Here is a 22261-nt window from a genome sequence, read left to right as displayed (position 1 = left end):
GGGCACTACGAAGGGCCTCTAAGGGCTGATTTGGTAGGGAAGCAGCACGCAAGGATGGTGCCAAGAATCTGCACCAAAGCAAACAAGAGGAAGAAACCTCGGAGACAGGCCGAAGGACGCCATTGCCCGACATCAACCGACCGATCCGTAGGGCGGATGTACCCGGAGTTACATACAGGAAGTCCGCACAACCAACCCCCAAGCACAAATCAGCAGACAAAAAAAAGCCGCCCGAAGGCGGCTTTTTTAGCTTTGATACCGGTAACTGGCCAGAAGCCAGTCTCGATATTAGAAGCTGTGACGGATACCGAAGTCGTAGCCGTTGGAGTTGTCGCCAGCAGCAGTCACGGAACCGTTCAGGGACTGAGCAGCGCCGTTCTTGTTGCTCACGTGAGCGTACGTTGCGTACAGAGCCGTGCGCTTGGACAGGTTGTGCACGTAGCCCAGAGCGATCTTGTTCGAACGTGGGTCAGCACCAACTTGGTCGATCTTGTAGGTGGAGTAAGCCAGACGGATTTCGCCAGCGCCCACGGGCACCAGACCACCGATCAGGAAGCCCTTGCCTTCAGCGCCGCCCTTGACGTCGTCTTGGTTGTAATGAGCCATGATCTTGGCCACGCCCAGGTCGTATTGACCGCCCAGGTTCACAGCCTTGATGTTGCCCGACAGGAACTTGGTGTCAGAGAAAGCCAGAGCCACGTTGATGGGGCCATTGGCGTAACCAGCGCGCAGAGCCAGGCCGTTGCCGTCCTTCTTGTTGGCTGCGTTGCTCAGGTTTTCACCCATGTAGTACTGGGCTTGGCCGTAGAAACCGCCCAGGTTGCCAGGCAGGAAGTAGCCGATGGAGTTCGAAGCGCGCACGGTGGTTGGGCCACCCAGGCTGGAGTTCAGGGTTTGGGTCGTGCCAACACCGTTCGTGCCGAACGGATCGAACACGGTCAGGTTCCAGAATTGGGGCGTGTAGTCACGGCCCAGACGCACTTCACCGAAGCCGCCGTTCAGGCTGACGGTCGAACGACGGTTGAAGGTCAAGCCGCCACCGCCGGTGACGCCGCTTGCGCCTTGGTTGTTGGTGCTGGTGGTGCCACCGGAACCGTTGTCGTTGTTCACGCCAGCTTCGAGCCAGAACGAAGCGGACATGCCGCCACCCAGATCTTCAACACCGCGGAAGCCCAGACGGCTGCTGTTGTAGCCGGAGTTCGTCAGTTGGGACTTGTTGGCGACGCTGCCGGAACCGTATGCGTAGGTAGCGTCAACGATACCGAACAGGGTTACGGACGATTGAGCCATTGCAGCGCCGGAAGCAGCCAGCACAGCCAGGGCAATCAGGGATTTTTTCATTGCGAGTTACTCCAAGGTTAAACATCGGGCTCCGGTACGGGGGGTCTATGGTGAAAGCACCTGCACAGTCCCGCCGGTTCCCCGGGCCAACCTCCTGGTGGGGAAGTTGCTCTTATTGCACCAGACCCGGCCAGGTTTCGCAAAGGAATTCACCCACAATCGACCCGAAAGGGAAAAATCGTTGCAGTGTTGCAACATTTCCATGAACCCCGGCAAAATCGATCTGCTGCGCCTTGTAGCAGCTCCTGCCAGCGCCTGAGATTTGTATCCAAGTGAAAATTGTGTTTCTGCGCTCTTGCCAACCTGAAAGCCTCTATGGACTCTTTGCTAATTGCGGCTGACACCGCACTGCGCACACTTTTTGCGACACCCCGTGTATCCGAGCCCACGCCGGCGCGCGGCATTGAGGAAGGGGCGCTCGACCCCACCCAGAAGAAGCTGGCGGGGGCGCTAATGCGTGTCAACCACGTGGGCGAAGTCTGCGCACAAGCCCTGTACACCGCGCAGGCAGCCATCACGCGCGACCCCGCGCTCCAAGCCCACCTGCTGGAGGCCGCCCGCGAAGAAACAGACCATCTCGCCTGGACCCAGCAGCGTCTGGACGCGCTGGGCGCCCGGCCCAGCCTGCTGAACCCACTGTGGTTTGCGGGCGCCTTCGCGCTGGGGCTGGTCGCTGCCAAGGTCAGCGACCGGGCAAGTCTGGGTTTTGTGGCGGAAACGGAAAACCAGGTGGCGGCGCACCTTCAAAGCCACCTCGCACGGCTTCCCACACAAGACTTGCCCTCGCGGGCCGTGGTGGCCCGTATGAAGGACGACGAGGAGCGCCATGCCGCCCAGGCACGGGCATCCGGAGCGCTGGAACTGCCGGCCCCCGCCCGGGCGGCGATGAAGGTAGCCGCCAAGGTGATGACCACCACCGCACACTACCTCTGACGACGGCCCGGGCGTACGCTATGGGTGCGCCAGAGGTATCGCGCGTCTGCCGCCTCAAAAACTGTCGCAGCCCAGGCCAGGGATGCCGAGCCAGGGCCGCCCCGCAGCGAAGGCGTCGTCCCCCTGGGGGGGAAGGCGCCGCAGGCGACTCAGGGGGGTAAATTCAAATTTCGACCACTTCAAACCCGGTGGTGATCTCCGCCGTCTTGCCCAGCATGATGCTGGCCGAGCAATATTTGTCATGGCTCATGGCAATCGCGCGCTCTACAGCGGCGGGCGCAATGCCCTTGCCGGTCACGGTGAAATGCATGTGGATCTTGGTGAACACCTTGGGGTCCGTCTGGGCGCGTTCGGTGGTCAGCTTGACGCTGCAGCCGCGCACGTCGTGGCGGCCCCGCTTGAGGATCAGCACGACGTCGTAGGCCGTGCAGCCGCCGGTACCTGCCAGCACGGTCTCCATCGGCCGCGGCGCCAGGTTCTGGCCGCCGTTGGCGGGGTTGGCGGCGTCGGGCGCGCCGTCCATCGTCAGTACGTGGCCGCTGCCGGTCTCGGCCACAAAGCCCATACCGGATCGGGTTCCTGCTCCGCCGGTCCAGCTGACTGTGCATTCCATGGTGTTTCTCCTGTGTGATACGTGGTTTTTTCGCACGGAATGGCCCGTCGAAACAAAAATTAGGTGCAGATTTTGCTGCAATGCAACACAACTGGCGCTAAACTTCCCCCAAGCGCTGCCTTTTTTGCATGGAAAAGGCAGATGGCAAGAAGACCGGCTCCCGGCACTTGCCCCGCACCGATTGTCTCCTCCATCTCCTCAAAGGATGGATTAGCCCCAGGCCTCACGGCTTGGGGCTTTTTTTTGGCTGAACTGGCCTCGATAGCTTCCCTCAGCGGCGCATCGCCCCCCCAAAAACCGACCCCCTATGATGTGGACCCCCGCCGCTGCCCCGTGGCGGTCCCACCTGCCCTGCCATGACCCAGCACCTCACCCCTGCCGACTACCTGAAAAAAATCCTGACTGCCCGCGTGTACGACGTGGCGGTGGAGTCGGCGCTGGAGCCCGCCAAGAACCTCAGCCGCCGCCTGCACAACAAAGTGCTGCTCAAGCGCGAAGACCAGCAGCCCGTGTTCAGCTTCAAGCTGCGGGGTGCCTACAACAAGATGGCGCACCTCACGCCCGAGCAGTTGGCACGCGGGGTGATCTGCGCCTCGGCCGGCAACCACGCGCAAGGCGTGGCCATGAGCGCCCACAAGCTGGGCACGCGCGCCGTCATCGTGATGCCCACCACCACGCCGCAGCTCAAGATCGACGCAGTGAAGACGCTGGGCGGCGAGGTCGTGCTGTTTGGCGAGAGCTATTCCGATGCCTACGGCCATTCGGTGAAGCTGGAGAAGGAACAGGGCCTGACCTTCGTGCACCCGTTCGACGACCCGGACGTCATTGCCGGCCAGGGCACCATCGCCATGGAGATCCTGCGCCAGCTGCAAAGCCTGGGCAGCAACCAGCTCGACGCCGTGTTTGTGGCCATTGGCGGCGGCGGGCTCATCTCGGGCGTGGCCAACTACATCAAGGCCGTGCGGCCCGAGATCAAGGTGATCGGCGTGCAGATGAACGACTCGGACGCCATGATCCAGTCCGTCAAGGCGCACGAGCGCGTGACGCTGGCCGACGTGGGTCTGTTCTCGGACGGCACCGCCGTCAAGCTGGTGGGCGAGGAGACCTTCCGCATCGCCCACAGCGGCCTGGTGGACGAATTCATCACGGTGGACACCGACGCCGTCTGCGCCGCCATCAAGGACATCTTTGTGGATACGCGCAGCATCGTCGAACCCGCAGGGGCTCTCGCCGTGGCGGCCATCAAGCAGTACGTTGCTGAAAAGAAAACCAAGGGCGAAACCTATGCCGCCATCCTGTGCGGCGCCAACATGAACTTCGACCGCCTGCGCTTTGTGGCCGAGCGTGCCGAAGTGGGCGAGGAGCGTGAGGCGCTGCTGGCCGTCACCATCCCTGAAGAACGCGGCAGCTTTCGCCGCTTTTGCGAAGTGGTGGGCGGCCTGCCCGGCGGCCCGCGCAACGTGACCGAGTTCAACTACCGCATCAGCGATGCCGCCCAGGCCCATGTGTTCGTGGGCATCACCACCAATGGCAAGGGCGAGTCGGAGAAAATCGCCAAGAACTTCGGCCGCCACGGCTTCGAGGCACTGGACCTGACGCACGACGAACTGGCCAAGGAGCATCTGCGCCACCTCGTGGGCGGGCATTCGGCGCTCGCGCAGGACGAGCGGCTGATGCGCTTTACCTTCCCCGAGCGGCCCGGCGCGCTGCTCAAGTTCCTGAGCCTGATGCAGCCGACCTGGAACATCAGCCTGTTCCACTACCGCAACCAGGGCGCCGACTATGGCCGCATCCTCGTGGGCATGCAGGTGCCACCCGAGGACGCCGCCACGTTCGACGCCTTCCTGGCCACGCTGGGCTATCCGTATGTGGAAGAGACGTTGAACCCGGCCTACCGGCTGTTCCTGCGATCCAAGTAACCAGAATATGGGCCAAATTGGCCTCCGGCGCTTATCCATCAAGCGCTGGCAGCTATCAAATCTGACATAGCCCCAGCCAACCCATGCAAGCCCTGCGCCACTATCTGCTGGCCGTGCAGTTTTTCACCCGAATCCCGGTCACTGGTCGGCTGGCAGACTGGGTCGGCTACAGCCCCGCCATGCTGCGGGCCAGCGCGGCGCACTTTCCGGGCATTGGCTGGCTGGCCGCGCTGCTGTCCACGGGCGTCTATGCCGCATTGCACTGGGCCCTGGCGCCCAACCCGCTGGCCCCGGCCGTGGCTGCCGTGTTCTGCACCATCGCCACGGTGCTGATGACCGGCGGCTTTCACGAGGATGGGCTTGCCGATGTGGCCGATGGCCTGGGCGGCAGCGCAGATCGCGAGCGGGCACTCGACATCATGAAGGACTCGCGCATCGGCGCCTTCGGGGCCATGGCGCTGGTGCTGGCGCTGCTGGCCAAGCTCAGCCTGCTGGCGCTGCTGGGGGCCCACAGCCTGCTGGCTGCCGTGGCCGCGCTGGTGGGGGCGCATGTGCTGTCGCGTTTCTGGCCGCTGCTCATCGTGCGCAGCCTGCCGCATGTGGGCGACACCGCCCGGTCCAAAAGCAAGCCGCTGGCCGACCAGATTTCGGGCGGCGCGCTGCTGGCGGCATTTTTGTGGTGTTTTATGCCGCTAGCGCTTGTCTATCAAGCGCAATCAGCTATTTATTTTATAGCGTCTGTACTCTGCAGCGCCCTTGCCGCCGCCTGGATGGCCCGCTGGTTCGCGCGCAGGCTGCAGGGTTTTACCGGCGACTGCCTGGGTGCCACGCAGCAGGTCAGCGAAATCGGCTTTTACCTGGGCGCGGCGCTGGCCTTGCGCTGGATGTGACCGGCGCACCCCCAAAAACTCGCCTTTGGCTGGTGCGCCACGCCCAGCCGCTGGTGGCACCCGGCACCTGCTATGGGGCGCTGGACATCCCCGCCGACCCCGCCGCCACGCGGGCTGCCGCAGAGCACCTGGCCGCCGCGCTGCCACCCCAGTCGCGGGTGATTCACTCCACCCTACAAAGATGCGAGCAGCTTGCGCTAGAGCTTCAAGCGCTGCGGCCCGATTTGGTATCAAAACCCGACGCCCGCCTGCGCGAAATGGACTTTGGCAGCTGGGAGGGGCAGGCCTGGGAGTCCATTGCCCGCAGCGACATCGACGCCTGGACGGCCGCCTTCGCGAGCTACCGCCCTGGCCTGGGGGAAAACCTGGCGGCGGTGCTGGCCCGCGTGGCGGCTGCGCTGCAGGACCACGACCCCGGGGCCACACAGGATGTGGTGTGGATCACCCACGCCGGGGTCATCCGCAGCGTGGCGTGGCTGAAGGCGCACGGCAACGGCGTGCTGCCGCGCTCGGAAGAATGGCCCGTTGCCGCGCCGGGCTGGGGCCAGTGGGAGAGGATCGAACTGGGATTGGAGCCGGAGCCCCCTGCCCCGGCATCAAGCATCAACGCTTGAGCGGCATGTCCAGCGTCAGCGTGGCGGGGCCATCAGCATCGCGCCCCAGCTGCGCCTGGCGCGGGCCCAGCGCCTGCAGCACCAGCCCTTCATCCACCGCGGCGCCCACGCGGAACGGTTTGGCGGGCTTTCCATCCACCGCGATCAGGGCGGCGCCGCCCCCGCTGTTGCGGCCCGAGAGCACCCCGATCAGTGCGAAGCGGCTGGCCAGTGTTGCCACCGGGGCGGCTGCGACCACCCCCGGGGCAGCGGGCGCAGCCCCCAGCAGCCGGGCCAGAGCCTGCGCATCGGGCGCCACGGGGGGTGGCAGCACCACGGGCGCAGCCGCTCCGGCCGCAGGGGCCGACAGGCGCAGCCCCCAAAAAACCACGCTGGCGCCTGCGGCGGCCCATAGCGCCAGAGTCCCCAAGCGGACGCCCCATTTGCTGTACGTATTGGTCACCATGCGGGGATTATGATTCACGCGATTCGACCATCCGAGAGACCGCCAGCAGTGAACACTTCTTTCCCCCTCCTCTTGCGCTCCGCCCGCCACCGCCTGGCCACGAACGTGGCCCGTGGCTTCACCCTCATCGAGCTGATGGTGGTGCTCGTCATCATCGGCGTGCTGGCCGCCCTCATCGTGCCCAATGTGCTGGAACGCGCCGACGACGCCCGCGTGACCGCTGCCCGCACCGACATCACCAACATCATGCAGGCGCTCAAGCTGTACCGCCTGGACAACCAGCGCTACCCCACGGCCGAGCAAGGCCTGCAATCGCTGATCGTCAAGCCCAGCTCGGGCCCCGTGCCCAACAACTGGAAGCTGTACCTCGAAAAACTGCCCAACGACCCCTGGGGCCGTCCGTACCAGTACCTGAACCCTGGCATCAAGGGCGAGATCGACGTGATGTCGTTCGGCGCCGATGGGCAGTCGGGCGGTGAAGGCAAGGATGCTGATATTGGCAGTTGGCAATGACGACCGGCTCTTCGCGACAGACCCCTGCTCCATGAAACTGGCTCTCCCTCGGCCAGGGATGTCGTGGAACTGGCTTCGCCAGGCCATCGGCATCTCCCCCCCGAAGGGAAGCCGCGCGGCGGCTCAGGGGGGCTTCACCCTCCTTGAATTGCTGGTGGTCATCAGCATCATTGCCCTGGCCACCGCCGGTGTGAGCATCGCCATGCGCGACAGCGGGCAGACGCTGGTCGAGCGCGAGGCAGCCCGGCTGGCGGCGTTGCTGGAATCTGCGCGTGCGCAGTCGCGCGCCGGGGGAATGCCCGTGCGCTGGCGTGCCGATGCCGGAGGGTTCCGGTTCGAGGGCCTGCCGCCCAGCGCACTGGCGGCGATGCCCGGCCAGTGGCTGGATGCGGGCACCACGGTGCGCGCGCCCACGTTGCTGGTGCTGGGGCCAGAACCCCTCATTGGCCCCCAGCAGGTGCTGATCACCCACCAGGCCTATCCCGAGCGCACGCTGCGCATTGCCACCGACGGGGTGCGCCCCTTCACCGTCGAGACCGTCCAATGAAGTCCACCCTGCCCCCCCAACGCCGTTGCAGGCGGCAGCGCGGCTTCACGCTGGTGGAGGTGCTGGTGGCGCTCAGCATCGTGGCTATTGCACTGATGGCGGGGCTGCAGGCCACCACGGCGCTCACGCGCAACGCGCTGCGCCAGTCAGACATCGTGCTGGCCCAGTTGTGTGCCGAGAACGAACTGGTCTATGCGCGCCTGTCGCGCCAGATGCCCAGCGTGGGCGACAGCCAGGTCACCTGCGAACAGGCCGGGCGCCAGCTCACCGTGGCCCTGATCGTGCGACCCACGCCCAACCCGAGCTTTCGCCGGATGGACGCGCAGGTGCTGGATGGCGACAACTCGATCCTGCGCATCTCGACCATCATCGGAAGGTATTGACCAGATGTCCCCCCTGAGTCGCTTCGCGCCTTCCCCCCTTGGGGGGGACGCACCCGGTGGCCTGGCAGAGCCAGTTCCACGGGTGCACTGGCCTCGCGCCGCGCCGGTTTTGAAAGGCGCGCGCGGCTTCACGCTGGTAGAGCTGCTGCTGGCCATTGCGGTGATGAGCCTGCTGGCCATCCTGAGCTGGCGGGGGCTGGATGGGATGGTGCGGGCGCAGGAGATCACGCGCCAGCGGGCCGACGAGATGCTGGTACTGCAGTCTGCCCTGGGCCAGTGGGGCACGGACCTGGATGCGCTGCTGCCCATTGCCAATACCACGCCGCTCGACTGGGACGGCCAGGTGCTGCGTTTGACGCGGCGCACCAGCGCAGTGCCCGACGAGGGCGCCCTGGTGGTGGCCTGGATGCGCCGGGGCGGCCAGGGTGTGGGCCAGTGGATGCGCTGGCAGTCGCCCCCGGTGCGCACGCGCGCCGAGTGGCAGGAGGCGTGGCAGCTGGCCGCGCAGTGGGCGCGCAGCCCGGGCGACGCCGAGCGGCGCCATGAGATGACGCTGCTGCCGCTGGAGGACTGGCAGATCTTCTACTACCGGGGCGGTGCGTGGTCCAACCCGCTGTCCAGCAGTGGCACCACCCCGGTGGGCACCTCGGCCATCCCCGACGGCGTGCGCCTGCAGATCACCCTGCCGCCCGGCCAGGCCCTGGTGGGGCGGCTCACACGCGATTGGGTGAACCCCGTGCTGGGTGGGGGTCGGACATGATCAGCCCCCCCCTGAGCGGCTGCGCCGCCTCCCCCCAAGGGGATGCCGCCGGTGGCCTGGCAAGGCCAGCTCCACGGTGGCACGGGCCTGGGCCGCGCCAGTTTCACAGCGCTCCCGGGGGACGCCACATGGGGCCGCGCCCGGTCCGCAGGGAATACGGTGCGGCGCTGCTGCTGGCCATGCTCACGGTCACCCTCGTGGCAACCTTTGCAGCGGCGTCCATGTGGCAGCAATGGCGCGCGGTCGAGGTCGAGACGGCCGAGCGCGGCCGCGTGCAGTCCACCTGGATTCTGGTCGGCGCGCTCGACTGGTCGCGCCTGATCCTGCGCGAAGACGGGCGCTCGGGCGGTGCGGACCACCTGGCCGAGCCCTGGGCCGTGCCGCTGCAGGAGGCACGGCTGTCCACCTTTCTCGCGGCCGACAAGAACGTCAGCCAGGTGGACGACGCCACCACCGACACCACCGAGGCCTTTTTGTCGGGGCAGATCTCGGACATGCAGGGCCGCCTGAATCTGACCAACCTGGTCGACAACGGCAATGTGCAGACCTTGGCACTGCGGCAGTTCACGCGGCTGTTCGAGCGCCTGGGCCTGCCGCAGCAGGAGCTGAGCCTGCTCACCGACGCCCTGCGGCGCGCGCAGGCCACCACCGGCACCGACAGCACGAACGCCCCGCTGCTGCCCCCCACCATGTCGCAACTGGGCTGGCTGGGCCTGGCGCCCACCACCGTGGCCCGCCTGGCGCCCCACGTGACGCTGCTGCCCGTGCGCGCGCCGGTCAACCTCAACACCGCCGACATCGACGTGCTGCTGGCCGCCATCGACGGCCTGGACATGGCCAGCGCCCAAAAGATGCTGCAGGCCCGCGAGGCCCGGCATTTCCGCACGCTCAGCGAGGTGCGCGACCTGCTGGGTGCCAGCATCGACATCAATGAAGGCGCCCATGCCGTGGCCTCTTCGTACTTTGAGGTGCGCGGCCGCCTGCGCCTGGGCGATGCCATGGTGGACGAGCGATCCCTGGTGCGCAAACAGGGCATCGAGGTCACCACACTGTGGCGCGAACGGGGTGCATTTGACCGCGAAACCGCCCCGGGCGCTCGGGAGGCGCAGCGCTGAAATCTGACACATCTGCAACACATCCGCAGGTTCGGCCCGCACTGTCAAGCCCGCCCCCTAAAATGGCCCGCAAAACCTGTCCATGAGCACCCTCATCCTTTTCCTGCCGCCGGCCCGTCCGGGGCCGGCCACCGAGTACAGCTACACGCTGACGGCGGACGGCCACACTGCCCTTCGCCACGCCACTGCCCCGGCCGCGCTGCTGCCCGAACCCACGCGCCCCGGCGGCGAAGTGGTGGCCGTGGTGCCCGCCCGGGCGCTGTCCTGGCAACGGGTGCAACTGCCGCCCGGCCTGGCACTGGGCGCGGGCCAGCAGACACCGCGCCTGCGGTCGGTGCTGGAGGGTCTGCTTGAAGACCGCCTGCTCGACGACGCATCGCAGCTGCACTTTGCCATCCAGCCGGATGCCAATCCCGGAGAACCCGTGTGGGTGGCGGTGTGCGACCGCACCTGGCTGCGCGACAACCTGCAGGCCCTGGAAGCCGCTGGTCGCCGCGTGTCGCGTGTCGTGCCTGAATTCGCCCCCGGCCCCACCCAAAGTGGCCGCCCCGAGCTGTGCGCCCTGGGCACCCCCGAAGACGCCTGCGTGGTGCTGACTGGGCAGGGCGCCGACCACGGCGTGGCCGTGTTGCCCCTGTCCATTGCCTCCGTGATGCTGGCCCGTGCCGGACTCCCCCAGGATGCGGCCACGGACGGAGACGATGCGCCCGTGGTGCGCGCCGAGCCTGCGGTCGCGGCCCTGGCAGAGCGCACGCTGGGCCAGCGCGTGGCTCTGCACACGGCCAGCCAGCGGGCGCTGGACGCAGCGCGTGGCGACTGGGATCTGGCCCAGTTCGATCTGGCCAGCACCGGCCGCACCCGGGCGCTGCGCAAGGCGGGCAGCCTGGCCAGCGCACTGCTGAACGCCCCACAGTGGCGCGCAGCGCGCTGGGGCGCAGCACTGCTGGTGGTGGCGCATCTGGTGGCGCTCAATGCCTGGGCCTGGCAGGAGCGCAAGGCGCTGGCCGCCAAACAGGCGGCCGTGCGGTCGACGCTGACGCAGACCTTCCCCAAAGTGCAAGTCGTGGTGGATGCCCCGGTGCAGATGGAGCGCGAACTGGCCCAGCTGCGGCAGGCGGCCGGCGCCGTTTCGGCCCGCGACCTGGAGCCCCTGCTTGCCGCCGCCGGAGCCTCCCTCCCCAGCGGCCGCCAGCCCACGGGCATCGAATACGCCCCCGGCGAGCTGCGCCTGCGCGGCGTCACGCTGGCCCCCGATGAAGAAACCGTGCTCTCGGCCCGCCTGCAGGCTGCGGGCTACCGGGCCCGGCTGGACGACGGCAGCCTGCTGCTGCGCGCTGAAGGCACACCATGACTGTCATCACCTCTCCCGCCCTGCGCGCCCGCTGGCAGGCCCTGGCCCCCCGTGAGCAGACCCTGGTCCTGGCCGCAGGTGGCCTCGTCGCGTTTGCCCTGCTGTGGTGGCTGGCCGTGGCCCCGGCCCTGTCCACGTTGCGCGCCGCACCCGCGCGCCATGCCGAGCTGGACTCACAGCTGCAGCGCATGCAAGGCCTGCGCGCCGAAGCGCAGCAGCTGCAGTCGGCCCCGCGCAACACGCGCGGCGATTCCGTCGGTGCGCTGCGTACCGCGCTCACACAGCGCCTGGGCAATACGGCCCAGCTCAATGTGGTGGGAGACCGCGCCACGGTCACGCTCAAAGGCGCTCCCGCCGATGCGCTGGCCCAATGGCTGGCCCAGGCACGCAGCAACGCCCGCGCCGCCCCGGTGGAGGCGCGCCTGACGCGCAGCGCTGCCCCTGCAGGCTCCGCGCCCAACGCCCCTGCACCGGTCAAACTGGGCAACGCGGCCACGGCGATGCCACGTTGGGACGGCACCCTGGTGCTGGCCCTGCCGCCTGCCCAGCCCTGAATCAGCCCCCGCACAGACACTCTCTCCCGTGGCCACCTCCTCACGACACCGAAAACCCGTACCCCGCACTCCCCGCAGCGCATGGGGCTGGGCGCTGGTCGGCGCTGTGGCGGGCGTAGTGCCTGCCGTGGTGGCGTTTGCACCCGCGCACTGGCTGGCACAAAGCGTCGCCAGCGCAACGGGCGGACAGGTACAGTTGCTGCAGGCACGCGGTACGGTCTGGACAGGTTCGGCCCAACTGGTTCTGACGGGGGGCTCGGCCAGCCAGGACAGCGCCGCCCTGCCCAGCCGCCTGGACTGGCGCATCCGCCCCGGCTGGGGTGGCTTGCACGCGCAACTGAATGCCAGCTGCTGCACCCCTACACCCCTGCGACTGCAGGCGAGTGCCGGCTGGTCCGGTACGCGCCTGACCATCATCGACGGCGAGAGCCTGTGGCCGGCCTCCGTGCTGACCGGGCTGGGCACGCCCTGGAACACGCTGCAGCCCCAGGGCCAGCTGGCGCTGCAGACCCGTGGCTTCACCATGCGCTGGAGTGCCGGACGCATGTCCCTGGCAGGCCAGGTGCAGCTGGATGCACGGGCCATGTCGTCCCGCCTGTCCACCCTGCGCCCCATGGGCAGCTACCGCCTCGCGGTGCAGGGCGGCGAGGCGCCCACGCTCACGCTGAGCACGCTGGACGGGCACCTGCAGCTCAACGGCACCGGCCAGTGGGTGGGCAACCGGCTGCGCTTTGCGGGCGAGGCCAGCGCCACCCCCGAGCGCGAAGCCGCCTTGTCGAATCTTCTGAACATCATTGGACGGCGCAACGGCGCGCGCTCCATCATCACCGTGGGTTGAACCTATGAACTCCTTGTTGTCACCACGTCTGGGTTTTGCTCTTAAAGCAATAGCAGCTAGCGCACTACTGGCGTGCGCGAGCGGCCAAATTATTGCCCAAACCGCAATTGATACCGGCACCGGCAGCGTGCGCGCCGGCGAGCCCGTCACCCTGAACTTCGCCAACGCCGAGATCGAAGCCGTGGCCCGCACCATGGCCACCATCACGGGCCGCAACGTGGTGGTCGACCCGCGCGTGAAGGGCCAGCTCAACCTGGTCACCGAACGCGCCGTGTCGCCCGCCGCCGCCTTCCAGCAGTTCCTGGCCGCGCTGCGTCTGCAGGGCTTTACGGTGGTGGAGGCTGCAGGCCTGTACAAGGTGGTGCCCGAGGCCGACGCCAAGCTGCAAGGCGGCAGCGTGAGCGTGGTGCAGGGCAGCTCTGGGAGCGCGCCCGGTGGCGGTCAGATCGTCACCCAGATCTTCAAGCTCAACTTTGAAAACGCCGCCAATCTGGTGCCCGTGCTGCGCCCGCTGATCAGCCCCAACAACACCATCAACGTGAACCCCGGCAACAACTCGCTGGTGATCACCGATTACGCGGACAACCTGCAGCGCCTGGCGCGCATCGTGGCGGCCATGGATGTCTCCAACGCCAGCGATGTGGAAGTGATCCCGCTGCGCAACGCCGTCGCCACTGACCTTGCGCCGCTGGTGGCGCGCCTGATCGACGGGGGCAGCGGTGCCGCGCCGGTCGCCGCACAGGGGCAGGCGGACACCTCGTTCAAGACCACGCTGATTGCCGAGCCGCGCAGCAACGCGCTGATCCTGCGCGCCGCCAACCCGGCCCGTGTGGCCCAGGTGCGCGCCCTGGTGGCACAGCTGGACCAGGCGCCTGCGCCCGGCAGCAGTGCGTCCACCGGCAACATCCATGTGGTGTACCTGAAGAACGCCGACGCCACCAAGCTGGCCACCACGCTGCGTGCCGCCATGGCAGCCATGGGCGGCACCGGCAACACGGGCGGTGGCAGCGCTGGCGCAAGCGCCGCACCGGCCGCGCCCAGTGGAGGCCTGGGCGGTGGCGGCACCAGCGGCAACATGCTGTCCACAGGCAGCGGTCTATCAGGTGGCAGCAGTGGGGGACTGGGCTCGGGAAGCAGTGGCATGGGCACCAGCAGCACCAACAACAACCAGCCGTCCACGGGCGGCCAGATCCAGGCTGACCCCACCACCAACTCGCTCATCATCACGGCGCCCGAGCCCCTGTACCGCCAGTTGCGTGCAGTGATCGACAAGCTCGACGGACGCCGCGCACAGGTGCTGGTGGAAAGCCTGATCGTGGAAGTTGCCGCCAACAAGGTGGCGCAGTTCGGCATCCAGTGGCAGGGCATTCTGGGCAAACAAGGCGATGGCACGGTGGGCGTGATCGGCACCAACTCCGGTGCAGCAGGTGCCAACATCCTGGGGATCACGGCAGCGCTGGCTTCGGGCAGCACCAGCAGCATCGCCACAGCCGCGAGCGGCCTGGGCGGGGGCCTGAACCTGGCTCTGGCGCCACGCATCAACGGCCAGTATTACCTGGGCGCGCTTGCCAACTTCCTGCAGAACAGCGGCGATGCCAACGTGCTGTCCACCCCCAACCTGATGACGCTGGACAACGAGGAGGCACGCATCCTCATCGGCGACAACGTGCCCTTCGTCACGGGCTCGTATGCGAACACCGGCAACAGCGGCACCGTGAATCCGTTCAACACCGTCGAGCGCAAGGACGTGGGCCTGATGCTCAAGGTGCGCCCGCAGATCAGCGAGAACGGCACGGTGAAAATGGCGATCTACCAGGAGATCTCCAAGATCGACCGCTCCACCCTGTCCAATGCCACCGGCCCCACCACCAGCAAACGTGCGGTCGAATCCAACGTAGTGGTGGACGACGGCAGCATCATCGTCATCGGTGGCCTGCTGGAGGACACCTATTCGCAGGGCGAGGACAAAGTACCCCTGATGGGTGACCTGCCCGTGGTGGGCAACCTGTTCAAAAGCGAGAACCGCTCGCGCCGCAAGACCAACCTGATGATATTCCTGCGCCCCATCGTGGTGCGCGACAACGCCACCAGCGACGCACTGGTCGTGGACCGCTACGAAGCGATCCGCGCTCTGCAGCAGGCCACGCAGCCGGCCCCCAGCACTGTCATGAATTCGGTCTCTGGCGCCCCCATCCTTCCCGCGCTGCCCGAGCGGGCGCCTTCGGTCGCCAGCCCCATGCCTGTGCAGCCCGCCGCGCCGGTGCCCGTTCCCATGCAGCAGCTCACCCCTGTAGCGCCCCCTCTACCCACACCGGGTACTGCTCCCCAAAGCAGCGCGCCTGTGGAGCAGTCCAGCCCCACAGCCCAGGCGCAGGTCCCCGCGCCGCTGTACTACGTGAACGTGGGTGTGTTTGGCAAGGATGCGGAATCGCGCAGCGCCATGACCAAGCTGCGCAGCACGGCACTGCCCCTGTCCATCCAGGCGGTAGACACCAACCGGGGCACGCTCACCCGCGTGCGTGTGGGCCCCTACAACACCGAAGACGCTGCCAATGCCGCTGCCGCCACCGTGCGCAGTCTGGCACTCAACGCCACGGTCTCGCCCAAAGCGCTCTGACGGACCTACGCCCATGCGCCACCCCCTGCCCTACGCCTTTGCCCGCACCGCCCAGCTGCTGCTGGAGGACGACGGCCACCAGCTGGTGCTGTGGCATGGCCCCCACCCCGACGCCGGTGCGCTGTCCGAAGTGCTGCGCAAACACCCGGTGCAGCAGTTGCTGCCGCTGGACGCACCGGCCCTGGCCCAGCGCATCAGCGCCGTGTATTCGCACAGCGAATCGAGCGCCGCCACCGTGGTGAGCGAGGTCGAAAGCGACGCGGACCTCTCGCGCATGATGCAGGAGCTTCCCGCCGTCGAGGACTTGCTCGAATCCGCGGGCGACGCACCCATCATCCGCATGCTCAACGCCCTGCTCACGCAGGCCGCGCGCGATGGCGCGAGCGACATCCACATCGAGCCCTACGAGCGCCATTCCAGCGTGCGTTTTCGCGTGGACGGCACCCTGCGCGAGGTGGTGCAACCCAACCGCGCGCTGCACGCCGCGCTGATCTCGCGCCTGAAGATCATGGCCGACCTGGACATCTCTGAGAAACGCCTGCCGCAGGACGGCCGCATCAGCCTGCGCCTGGGCACCCGCGCCATTGACGTACGCGTTTCCACCCTGCCCAGCGCCCATGGTGAACGCGCGGTGCTGCGCCTGCTGGACAAGAGCGAAAGCAAACTGAGCCTGGAAGCCGTGGGCATGCAGGGTGAGACGCTGCGCCGCTTCGAGGGCCTGATCAGCCAGCCGCACGGGATCATTCTGGTGACGGGGCCCACGGGTTCGGGCAAGACCACCACGCTGTACGCGGCGCTGGGTCGGCTCGATGCCACGCGCAACAACATCATGACGGTGGAAGATCCCATCGAGTACGAGCTGCCCGGGGTGGGGCAAACGCAGGTCAACAGCAAGATCGAGCTGACCTTTGCCAAGGCCCTGCGCGCCATCCTGCGCCAGGACCCGGACATCATCATGATCGGCGAAATCCGCGACTTCGAAACCGCACAGATCGCCATCCAGGCCTCACTCACGGGCCACCTGGTGCTGGCCACGCTGCACACCAACGACGCAGCCAGCGCCGTCACGCGGCTGACCGACATGGGGGTGGAGCCGTTCCTGTTGTCGTCGTCCCTGCTCGGCGTGCTGGCCCAGCGGCTGGTGCGCAAATACTGCAGCCATTGCCACGGCAGCGGGTGCGAGCACTGCGGCCAGACGGGCTACACGGGCCGCACCGGTGTGTTCGAGTTGCTGGTGACCACCGACGCGATCCGCGCGCAAATCCACAACCAGGCGTCCGAAGCCGACATCCGCACCGCCGCGCTGGCCGACGGCATGGCGCTGATGCGCGAGGATGGGGAACGGCTGATTGCAGCAGGCATCACCAGCCGCGAGGAAGTGCTGCGGGTGACGCGGGACTAGCCAGCCGCAGAGGCCAGTTTGATATTATTTTGATAGCAACTAGCGCTTAATAGATAAGCGCTAGGGATCCTCTGCACGAATCGAGCGGCAAGTGTGCGCTGCGGATCGTGATGGGCTGCAAGGCGCAAAACGCAGCAATAGCCGTAGCTATTGCGAGGTTTTGCAACGCGGCAGACCGCCCGAGACCGCAGATGCACACGGCGCGGTGATTCGTGCAGAGGGTCCCTAGCGGTCAAAAATGCTCAAAATTAACGTATGCGCAGCGCAGGCCTGCGCTGCGCCTGGGCCACGGCTGGCGCAGCGGGCGCCGCTGCCGCGCTGAAGACTGAGGGTGCAGGAGCCCCGCCGTCCTGCAGCTTGAACTGGCTGACCGCACTGCTCAGGTGCAGCGCCTGTTCGCGCAGCGATTCAGAGGCAGCGGTGGACTCTTCCACCAGCGCGGCGTTCTGCTGCGTCATCTGGTCGAGCTGGCTCACGGACTGACTGATCTGGCCGATGTTGTCACTTTGCTCGGCCGACGAGGCTGTGATCTCGGCAATGATGTCAGACACCCGGCGCACGCTGCTGACAATCTCGGTCATGGTCTGCCCGGCCTGGCTGACCAGGCGCGATCCATCTTCGACGCGTTCCACCGACGAACCGATCAGACCCTTGATCTCCTTGGCCGCCTCGGCGCTGCGCTGCGCGAGGTTGCGCACCTCGCTGGCCACTACGGCAAAGCCCCGGCCCTGTTCACCGGCACGCGCGGCTTCCACGGCCGCGTTGAGCGCGAGGATGTTGGTCTGGAAGGCAATGGAGTCGATGACACCGGTGATGTCGGCAATCTTGCGCGAGCTGGTGGTGATCTGGTCCATGGTGGTCACCACCTGGGACACCACGGCACCACCGCGTGCGGCCACTTCGGCGGCCGACGAAGCGAAGTCGCTGGCCTGGCGGGAGGACTGGGCGCTTTGCTGCACGGTGCTGGTCAGCAGCTCCATGGACGAAGCGGTTTCCTCCAGATTGGCCGCGGTCTGCTCGGTGCGGTGGCTCAGGTCATGGTTGCCGCTGGCGATCTCGGAACTGGCGGTGGTGATGTTGCCTGCCGCGTCCTGCACCTGGCGCACCAGGCCCCGCAAGGCGTCCTGCATGCGGCCCATGGCCGACACCAGCTGGCCCACCTCGTCCTGGTTCATGGCCGCCACATCGCGAGAGAGGTCACCACTGGCAATGCGGTCGGCCAGTTCCTGCGCCTGCCCCAGCGACTTGGTGATGGAGCGCACGCTGAAGAAGGTGAGCGGAATGAGCACCGCCAACCCCAGCACCAGCCCGATGCCAATCAACGCCGACATGGTGGAAGTGCGCGATTCAACCCCCGCACGGGCCTCGTCCATCTGCGAGCGGGCCGCGCTGGCCAGGCTGGAGAACAGCTTGTCGGTGGCCTCCATGTGGACCTTCAGGCGGTCGGCGTAGGCACCGCCCCCCGCACCATCGAGCTGCGCCCCCTCGATCTTCTCGAAGATGGGGGCAATGCCGGTTTCGTACTGCTTGATCTCGTCCAGGGATTTGTCGATGGAGGCCACAAACTCTGCATCGCCCGACTGCACCTGGCGCACCTCGGCCAGGCTCTTGCGCAGGGCAGCCAGGGTCTTGGCCCAGGACTCGCGCAGGGCAGAGACCTCGACCGAGTTGTTGAAATTGATGATGATGTCTTTTTCGGTCCGGCGCAGGTCACCCAGGGTCGTGCGCAGGTCGGACATATCGGTCAGGGTTTGCACCCGCTGCGAAAACAGCTCTTGCAATGTGCCCCGGGTGCGGTCCAGGGCCACATAGCCCATGGCGCCAATGACGATCAGAAGAATCAGCGAAAAAACGGTTCCGAAGTAAAGACGTGTGCGGATAGAGAAGCGGCCGAGAGCATTCATGGCTCTTCCTTACATTTTTTAACAGGTAACTCAGCATAGCAAATTTAGTGCCACACGCCCTTCCTCCCGGTCTTCTGAACCGGGGGTGGGCGGGACTATATGCCGGGCGGGGCTATCCACCGCACAGGGTAAGCACGGCCCCGAGGCCCTGTTTCAGGGAATCCTCGGGGCCAGTAGCTGCGCTTATTGCACTGTTCTCAAACGGGCTTCAGGGGGATGTACAACTCGCCCCCGCTCTTCTGAAACTCTGCCGCCTTGGTCTGCATGCCCTGGGCCAGGGCTTCAGCCTCGGCCACACCCTTTTGCTTTGCAAAGTCACGCACTTCCTGCGTGATCTTCATCGAGCAGAACTTGGGGCCGCACATCGAGCAGAAATGCGCCACCTTGGCCGAGTCCTTGGGCAGGGTTTCGTCGTGGTACTCCTTCGCTGTTTCCGGATCCAGGCCCAGGTTGAACTGGTCTTGCCAGCGGAAGTCGAAGCGCGCCTGGCTCAGCGCATCGTCACGCGAGCGGGCACACGGGTGACCCTTGGCCACATCGGCCGCGTGGGCGGCGATCTTGTAGGCAATGATGCCCTGCTTCACGTCATCACGGTCGGGCAGGCCCAAGTGCTCCTTGGGCGTCACGTAGCACAGCATGGCCGTGCCCATCCAGCCGATCATGGCCGCGCCAATCGCGCTGGCAATGTGGTCGTAGCCGGGTGCAATGTCGATGGTCAACGGGCCCAGGGTGTAGAACGGCGCTTCGTGGCAGGTCTTGAGCTGCTCGGTCATGTTGGCCTGGATCATGTGCATGGGCACATGGCCGGGGCCTTCGATCATGGTCTGCACGTCGTGCTTCCAGGCCACTTGCGTGAGTTCGCCCAGCGTGTGCAGCTCGGCGAATTGCGCTTCGTCATTGGCGTCAGACGCGCAGCCGGGACGCAGGCCATCGCCCAGGCTGAACGACACGTCGTACGCCTTCATGATGTCGCAGATGTCCTCGAAGTGCTCGTACAAGAAGCTCTCGCGGTGGTGTGCCATGCACCACTTGGCCATGATGGAGCCGCCGCGCGAGACGATGCCCGTGCGCCGCTGCGCCGTGAGGTGGATGTAGGCCAGGCGCACGCCGGCATGGATGGTGAAGTAGTCCACACCCTGCTCGGCCTGCTCGATCAGCGTGTCGCGGAAGATTTCCCAGGTCAGGTCTTCGGCCACGCCGCCCACCTTTTCGAGCGCCTGGTAGATCGGCACCGTGCCAATCGGCACCGGCGAGTTGCGCACGATCCAGTCGCGTGTGGTGTGGATGTTCTTGCCGGTGGACAGATCCATCACGTTGTCGGCACCCCAGCGGATCGCCCACACGAGCTTTTCCACCTCTTCTTCAATGCTCGACGTGACGGCCGAGTTGCCGATGTTGGCGTTGATCTTGACCAGAAAATTGCGGCCGATTGCCATCGGCTCCACTTCGGGGTGGTTGATGTTGGCGGGGATGATGGCGCGGCCCCGGGCCACTTCGTCGCGCACGAATTCGGGGGTGATGATGCGCGGGATGCTGGCACCCATCGGGTTGCCCATCAGGCGCTGCTCGCGGCCTGCGTCAGCCATGTACTGCTCCATCCACTCGCGCTTGCCGTTTTCGCGGATGGCCACGTACTCCATCTCGGGCGTGATGATGCCTTTCTTGGCGTAGTGCATCTGCGTGACGTTGGCACCGGCCTTGGCGCGCAGGGGCTTGCGCTGCAGGGCGGCGGCCTCGGCGCGCAGCTGGGCCAGGCGCGTGGCGTCTTCGCTCTTTTGCCCATCGTCCAGCGCCACGGGAGCGCGGCCTTCGTAGTGCTCCACATCGCCACGGCCGGTGATCCAGCCCCCGCGCACGCTGGCCAGGCCCTTGCGCACGTCGATCACGGCTTCAGGGTCGGTGTAGGGGCCGGAGGTGTCGTACACGCTGACCAGCTCGCCGTTGGTCAACGCAATGTCGCGCACGGGCACGCGCAGGTCGGTGTGCAGTTGGCCGGGGATATAGGCTTTGCGCGATGCGGGGAAGGGCTCGCGCGTCAGCGCCAGCAATTCAGCAAACTTCTCGCGAGCGATGGGATCGGGGGCGTTCATGGGCAGGTCTCCTGGTTCCGGTGGCGGTGGGGTCTGCTCCGGAATGGACCTGTGCGCCCCCCAGGGGCGGCAGCACCTGGGGCATGACGTGCCCACAGGGACTGCGGGCACGGGGACAAGGAGGTCGGCTCTTCTTCCGCCGGTATGAACCGGATCAAGTTCGTCGGGTTCGCAAGCTGGCCTGAATTTCTTCAGGCCTCTTGCATCTCAGCGCATCAGCACACCCCGGAGCAGGCGCGAGTATAGGCCAGAGAAAAAACTGCGTTGCAGAGCCCGCGCATCACGCAAGTCGGCCAATGAGGATCACCGCAAAGAAAAAGACGGCGGCAATCACCGTCCACTTGAGGATGATGAGCCCCAGGCGCTTGTAGCGCGCCTGCCCCGTACCAGCATAAAACGCAAACGACACGGCAGCCGCCAGAAGCAGCAGCATGGCCAGCCAGCGAAAGATCAACATGTGCGTGCTACCAGGCGCGCGCAGGTTGCGCGAAGCCGGTGGGGGCCTGGCGCTCATCCTCGAAGGTGACCACCTCCCAGGCATCACGCTGGGCCAGCAGCTCGCGCAGCAAGAGGTTGTTCATGGCGTGACCCGAGCGGAAAGCGCTGTAAGCAGCCAGCAGGGGCTTGCCAATGAGGTAGAGGTCGCCCATCGCATCCAGGATCTTGTGCTTCACGAACTCGTCGTCGTAGCGCAGGCCGTCGCTGTTGAGCACCTTGTAGTCGTCCATCACGATGGCGTTATCGAGCCCGCCGCCCAGCGCCAGGCCGTTGGAGCGCATCATCTCCACATCGCGGGTGAAGCCGAAGGTGCGGGCGCGCGCAATGTCGCGGCTGTAGTTGCCTTGCCCCAGGTCAAACTCCACACGCTGGCCGGTGGAGTCCACGGCCGGGTGGTCAAAGTCGATCTCGAAACTGAGCTTGTAGCCGTGGTAAGGCGTCAAACGTGCCCATTTGGCATTGGCGCCCTCGCCCTCGCGGACCTCCACCGGCCGCAGGACGCGGATGAAGCGCTTGGGCGCGTTTTGCAGCTCGACCCCTGCGCTCTGGAGCAGGAAAACGAAAGATGCGGAAGATCCGTCGAGGATAGGCACCTCTTCGGCCGTGATGTCCACATAAAGGTTATCCAGCCCCAGCCCCGCACAGGCCGACATCAGGTGTTCCACCGTGTGCACCTTGGCATTGCCGACCGCGATGGTGGATGCCAGCCGGGTGTCCGTCACGGCCTCGGCGCGGATCGGGATGTCCACGGGCTGTGGCAGATCCACCCGCCGAAAGACAATCCCCGTGTCCGGCTGCGCTGGCCGCAGGGTCAACTCGACCCGCTGGCCGCTGTGCAGCCCGACGCCTACGGCGCGGGTCAGTGTCTTGAGGGTGCGTTGCTGGAGCATCCCGCCATTTTAGTTTCTGGCGCCCTGTCCCGCACGGGCTGAGG

21 protein-coding genes and 1 riboswitch are annotated in these 22261 nt (G+C 66.5%); of the genes, 14 read left to right on the top strand and 7 right to left on the bottom strand.

Annotated features, from left to right (window positions below; all coding sequences use genetic code 11):
- Window positions 1-288: 288 nt before the first annotated feature.
- Window positions 289-1341 (bottom strand): porin, encoded by a 1053-nt coding sequence (locus tag AC2YJX_RS19180; RefSeq protein ID WP_121422331.1) that lies wholly within the window; start codon window positions 1339-1341, stop codon window positions 289-291.
- A 315-nt stretch (window positions 1342-1656) separates the two neighbouring features.
- On the opposite strand from AC2YJX_RS19180, the gene coq7 reads away from it, so the two are divergent.
- Window positions 1657-2274, top strand: coding sequence for a 2-polyprenyl-3-methyl-6-methoxy-1,4-benzoquinone monooxygenase (coq7, locus tag AC2YJX_RS19175; protein WP_487256970.1), 618 nt, complete (start codon window positions 1657-1659; stop codon window positions 2272-2274).
- A 163-nt stretch (window positions 2275-2437) separates the two neighbouring features.
- On the opposite strand, the gene AC2YJX_RS19170 is transcribed toward coq7, so the two are convergent.
- Window positions 2438-2887: an OsmC family protein gene (locus AC2YJX_RS19170; protein ID WP_487256969.1), complete on the bottom strand. Its 450-nt coding sequence runs from the start codon at window positions 2885-2887 to the stop codon at window positions 2438-2440.
- A gap of 356 nt (window positions 2888-3243) precedes the next feature.
- Here AC2YJX_RS19170 and ilvA point away from each other — a divergent pair, with 356 nt between their 5' ends.
- From ilvA to AC2YJX_RS19155, 3 genes are all read left to right on the top strand, one after another.
- Complete coding sequence (ilvA, locus tag AC2YJX_RS19165; RefSeq protein WP_121507527.1) at window positions 3244-4806, top strand: threonine ammonia-lyase, biosynthetic; 1563 nt, start codon at window positions 3244-3246, stop codon at window positions 4804-4806.
- A gap of 83 nt (window positions 4807-4889) precedes the next feature.
- The gene (gene cobS / locus AC2YJX_RS19160) at window positions 4890-5696 is read left to right on the top strand and encodes an adenosylcobinamide-GDP ribazoletransferase (protein WP_055398538.1); all 807 of its coding nucleotides are present in this window, start codon (window positions 4890-4892) and stop codon (window positions 5694-5696) included.
- Window positions 5693-6310, top strand: coding sequence for a histidine phosphatase family protein (locus AC2YJX_RS19155; RefSeq protein ID WP_487256968.1), 618 nt, complete (start codon window positions 5693-5695; stop codon window positions 6308-6310). The genes cobS and AC2YJX_RS19155 overlap by 4 nt, the downstream gene beginning before the upstream one ends.
- Here AC2YJX_RS19155 and AC2YJX_RS19150 read toward each other — a convergent pair.
- Entirely contained in the window at window positions 6300-6755 is a 456-nt protein-coding gene (locus AC2YJX_RS19150; RefSeq protein WP_055398539.1) for a type II secretion system protein N, read from the bottom strand. The two genes, AC2YJX_RS19155 and AC2YJX_RS19150, sit on opposite strands and share 11 nt — an antisense overlap.
- 72 nt (window positions 6756-6827) lie before the next feature.
- On the opposite strand from AC2YJX_RS19150, the gene gspG reads away from it, so the two are divergent.
- The 10 genes from gspG (at window position 6828) to AC2YJX_RS19100 (ending at window position 16835) form a co-directional block, all read left to right on the top strand.
- Entirely contained in the window at window positions 6828-7268 is a 441-nt protein-coding gene (gene gspG, locus AC2YJX_RS19145) for a type II secretion system major pseudopilin GspG (protein ID WP_121422325.1), read from the top strand.
- 31 nt (window positions 7269-7299) lie between these two features.
- Complete coding sequence (locus AC2YJX_RS19140; RefSeq protein WP_255484830.1) at window positions 7300-7815, top strand: prepilin-type N-terminal cleavage/methylation domain-containing protein; 516 nt, start codon at window positions 7300-7302, stop codon at window positions 7813-7815.
- Window positions 7812-8198 (top strand): type II secretion system minor pseudopilin GspI, encoded by a 387-nt coding sequence (gene gspI / locus AC2YJX_RS19135; protein ID WP_055398542.1) that lies wholly within the window; start codon window positions 7812-7814, stop codon window positions 8196-8198. Before AC2YJX_RS19140 ends, gspI begins: the two co-directional genes overlap by 4 nt.
- Window positions 8199-8280: 82 nt before the next feature.
- Complete coding sequence (locus tag AC2YJX_RS19130; protein ID WP_487256967.1) at window positions 8281-8958, top strand: PulJ/GspJ family protein; 678 nt, start codon at window positions 8281-8283, stop codon at window positions 8956-8958.
- Window positions 8959-9086: 128 nt separating this feature from the next.
- A complete protein-coding gene (gene gspK, locus AC2YJX_RS19125; protein ID WP_487256966.1) occupies window positions 9087-10073 on the top strand; it encodes a type II secretion system minor pseudopilin GspK in 987 nt (328 codons plus the stop codon).
- Between the two features lie 82 nt (window positions 10074-10155).
- Window positions 10156-11424 (top strand): type II secretion system protein GspL, encoded by a 1269-nt coding sequence (gene gspL, locus AC2YJX_RS19120; protein WP_487256965.1) that lies wholly within the window; start codon window positions 10156-10158, stop codon window positions 11422-11424.
- A complete protein-coding gene (locus tag AC2YJX_RS19115) occupies window positions 11421-11978 on the top strand; it encodes a type II secretion system protein M (RefSeq protein WP_055398546.1) in 558 nt (185 codons plus the stop codon). The genes gspL and AC2YJX_RS19115 overlap by 4 nt, the downstream gene beginning before the upstream one ends.
- Before the next feature lie 28 nt (window positions 11979-12006).
- Window positions 12007-12816, top strand: coding sequence for a type II secretion system protein N (gene gspN, locus AC2YJX_RS19110; RefSeq protein WP_121507533.1), 810 nt, complete (start codon window positions 12007-12009; stop codon window positions 12814-12816).
- 4 nt (window positions 12817-12820) lie between these two features.
- Window positions 12821-15433 carry a type II secretion system secretin GspD gene (gene gspD / locus AC2YJX_RS19105; protein WP_228897329.1) on the top strand — a complete coding sequence of 871 codons (2613 nt, stop codon included), beginning with the start codon at window positions 12821-12823 and terminating at the stop codon, window positions 15431-15433.
- Window positions 15434-15446: 13 nt separating this feature from the next.
- Window positions 15447-16835 carry a GspE/PulE family protein gene (locus AC2YJX_RS19100; protein WP_121422318.1) on the top strand — a complete coding sequence of 463 codons (1389 nt, stop codon included), beginning with the start codon at window positions 15447-15449 and terminating at the stop codon, window positions 16833-16835.
- Between the two features lie 248 nt (window positions 16836-17083).
- Here the strand turns inward: AC2YJX_RS19100 and AC2YJX_RS19095 are convergent, their stop codons facing one another.
- The 4 genes from AC2YJX_RS19095 to lpxC all read right to left on the bottom strand — a co-directional run bounded on the left by AC2YJX_RS19095 (window position 17084) and on the right by lpxC (window position 22217).
- Window positions 17084-18739, bottom strand: coding sequence for a methyl-accepting chemotaxis protein (locus AC2YJX_RS19095; protein WP_055398550.1), 1656 nt, complete (start codon window positions 18737-18739; stop codon window positions 17084-17086).
- 197 nt (window positions 18740-18936) lie between these two features.
- The gene (thiC, locus tag AC2YJX_RS19090; RefSeq protein ID WP_487256964.1) at window positions 18937-20829 is read right to left on the bottom strand and encodes a phosphomethylpyrimidine synthase ThiC; all 1893 of its coding nucleotides are present in this window, start codon (window positions 20827-20829) and stop codon (window positions 18937-18939) included.
- A gap of 114 nt (window positions 20830-20943) precedes the next feature.
- Window positions 20944-21067, bottom strand: a riboswitch (TPP riboswitch).
- Window positions 21068-21109: 42 nt separating this feature from the next.
- Complete coding sequence (locus AC2YJX_RS19085) at window positions 21110-21286, bottom strand: hypothetical protein (RefSeq protein WP_176888338.1); 177 nt, start codon at window positions 21284-21286, stop codon at window positions 21110-21112.
- Between the two features lie 7 nt (window positions 21287-21293).
- The gene (lpxC, locus tag AC2YJX_RS19080) at window positions 21294-22217 is read right to left on the bottom strand and encodes a UDP-3-O-acyl-N-acetylglucosamine deacetylase (protein ID WP_121422316.1); all 924 of its coding nucleotides are present in this window, start codon (window positions 22215-22217) and stop codon (window positions 21294-21296) included.
- Window positions 22218-22261 lie beyond the last annotated feature (44 nt).

The organism is Acidovorax sp. SRI_002, from assembly GCF_057586455.1.
The sequence above is the reverse complement of the archived record's forward strand: the minus strand, read 5'-3'. Positions and strand labels throughout refer to the sequence as shown.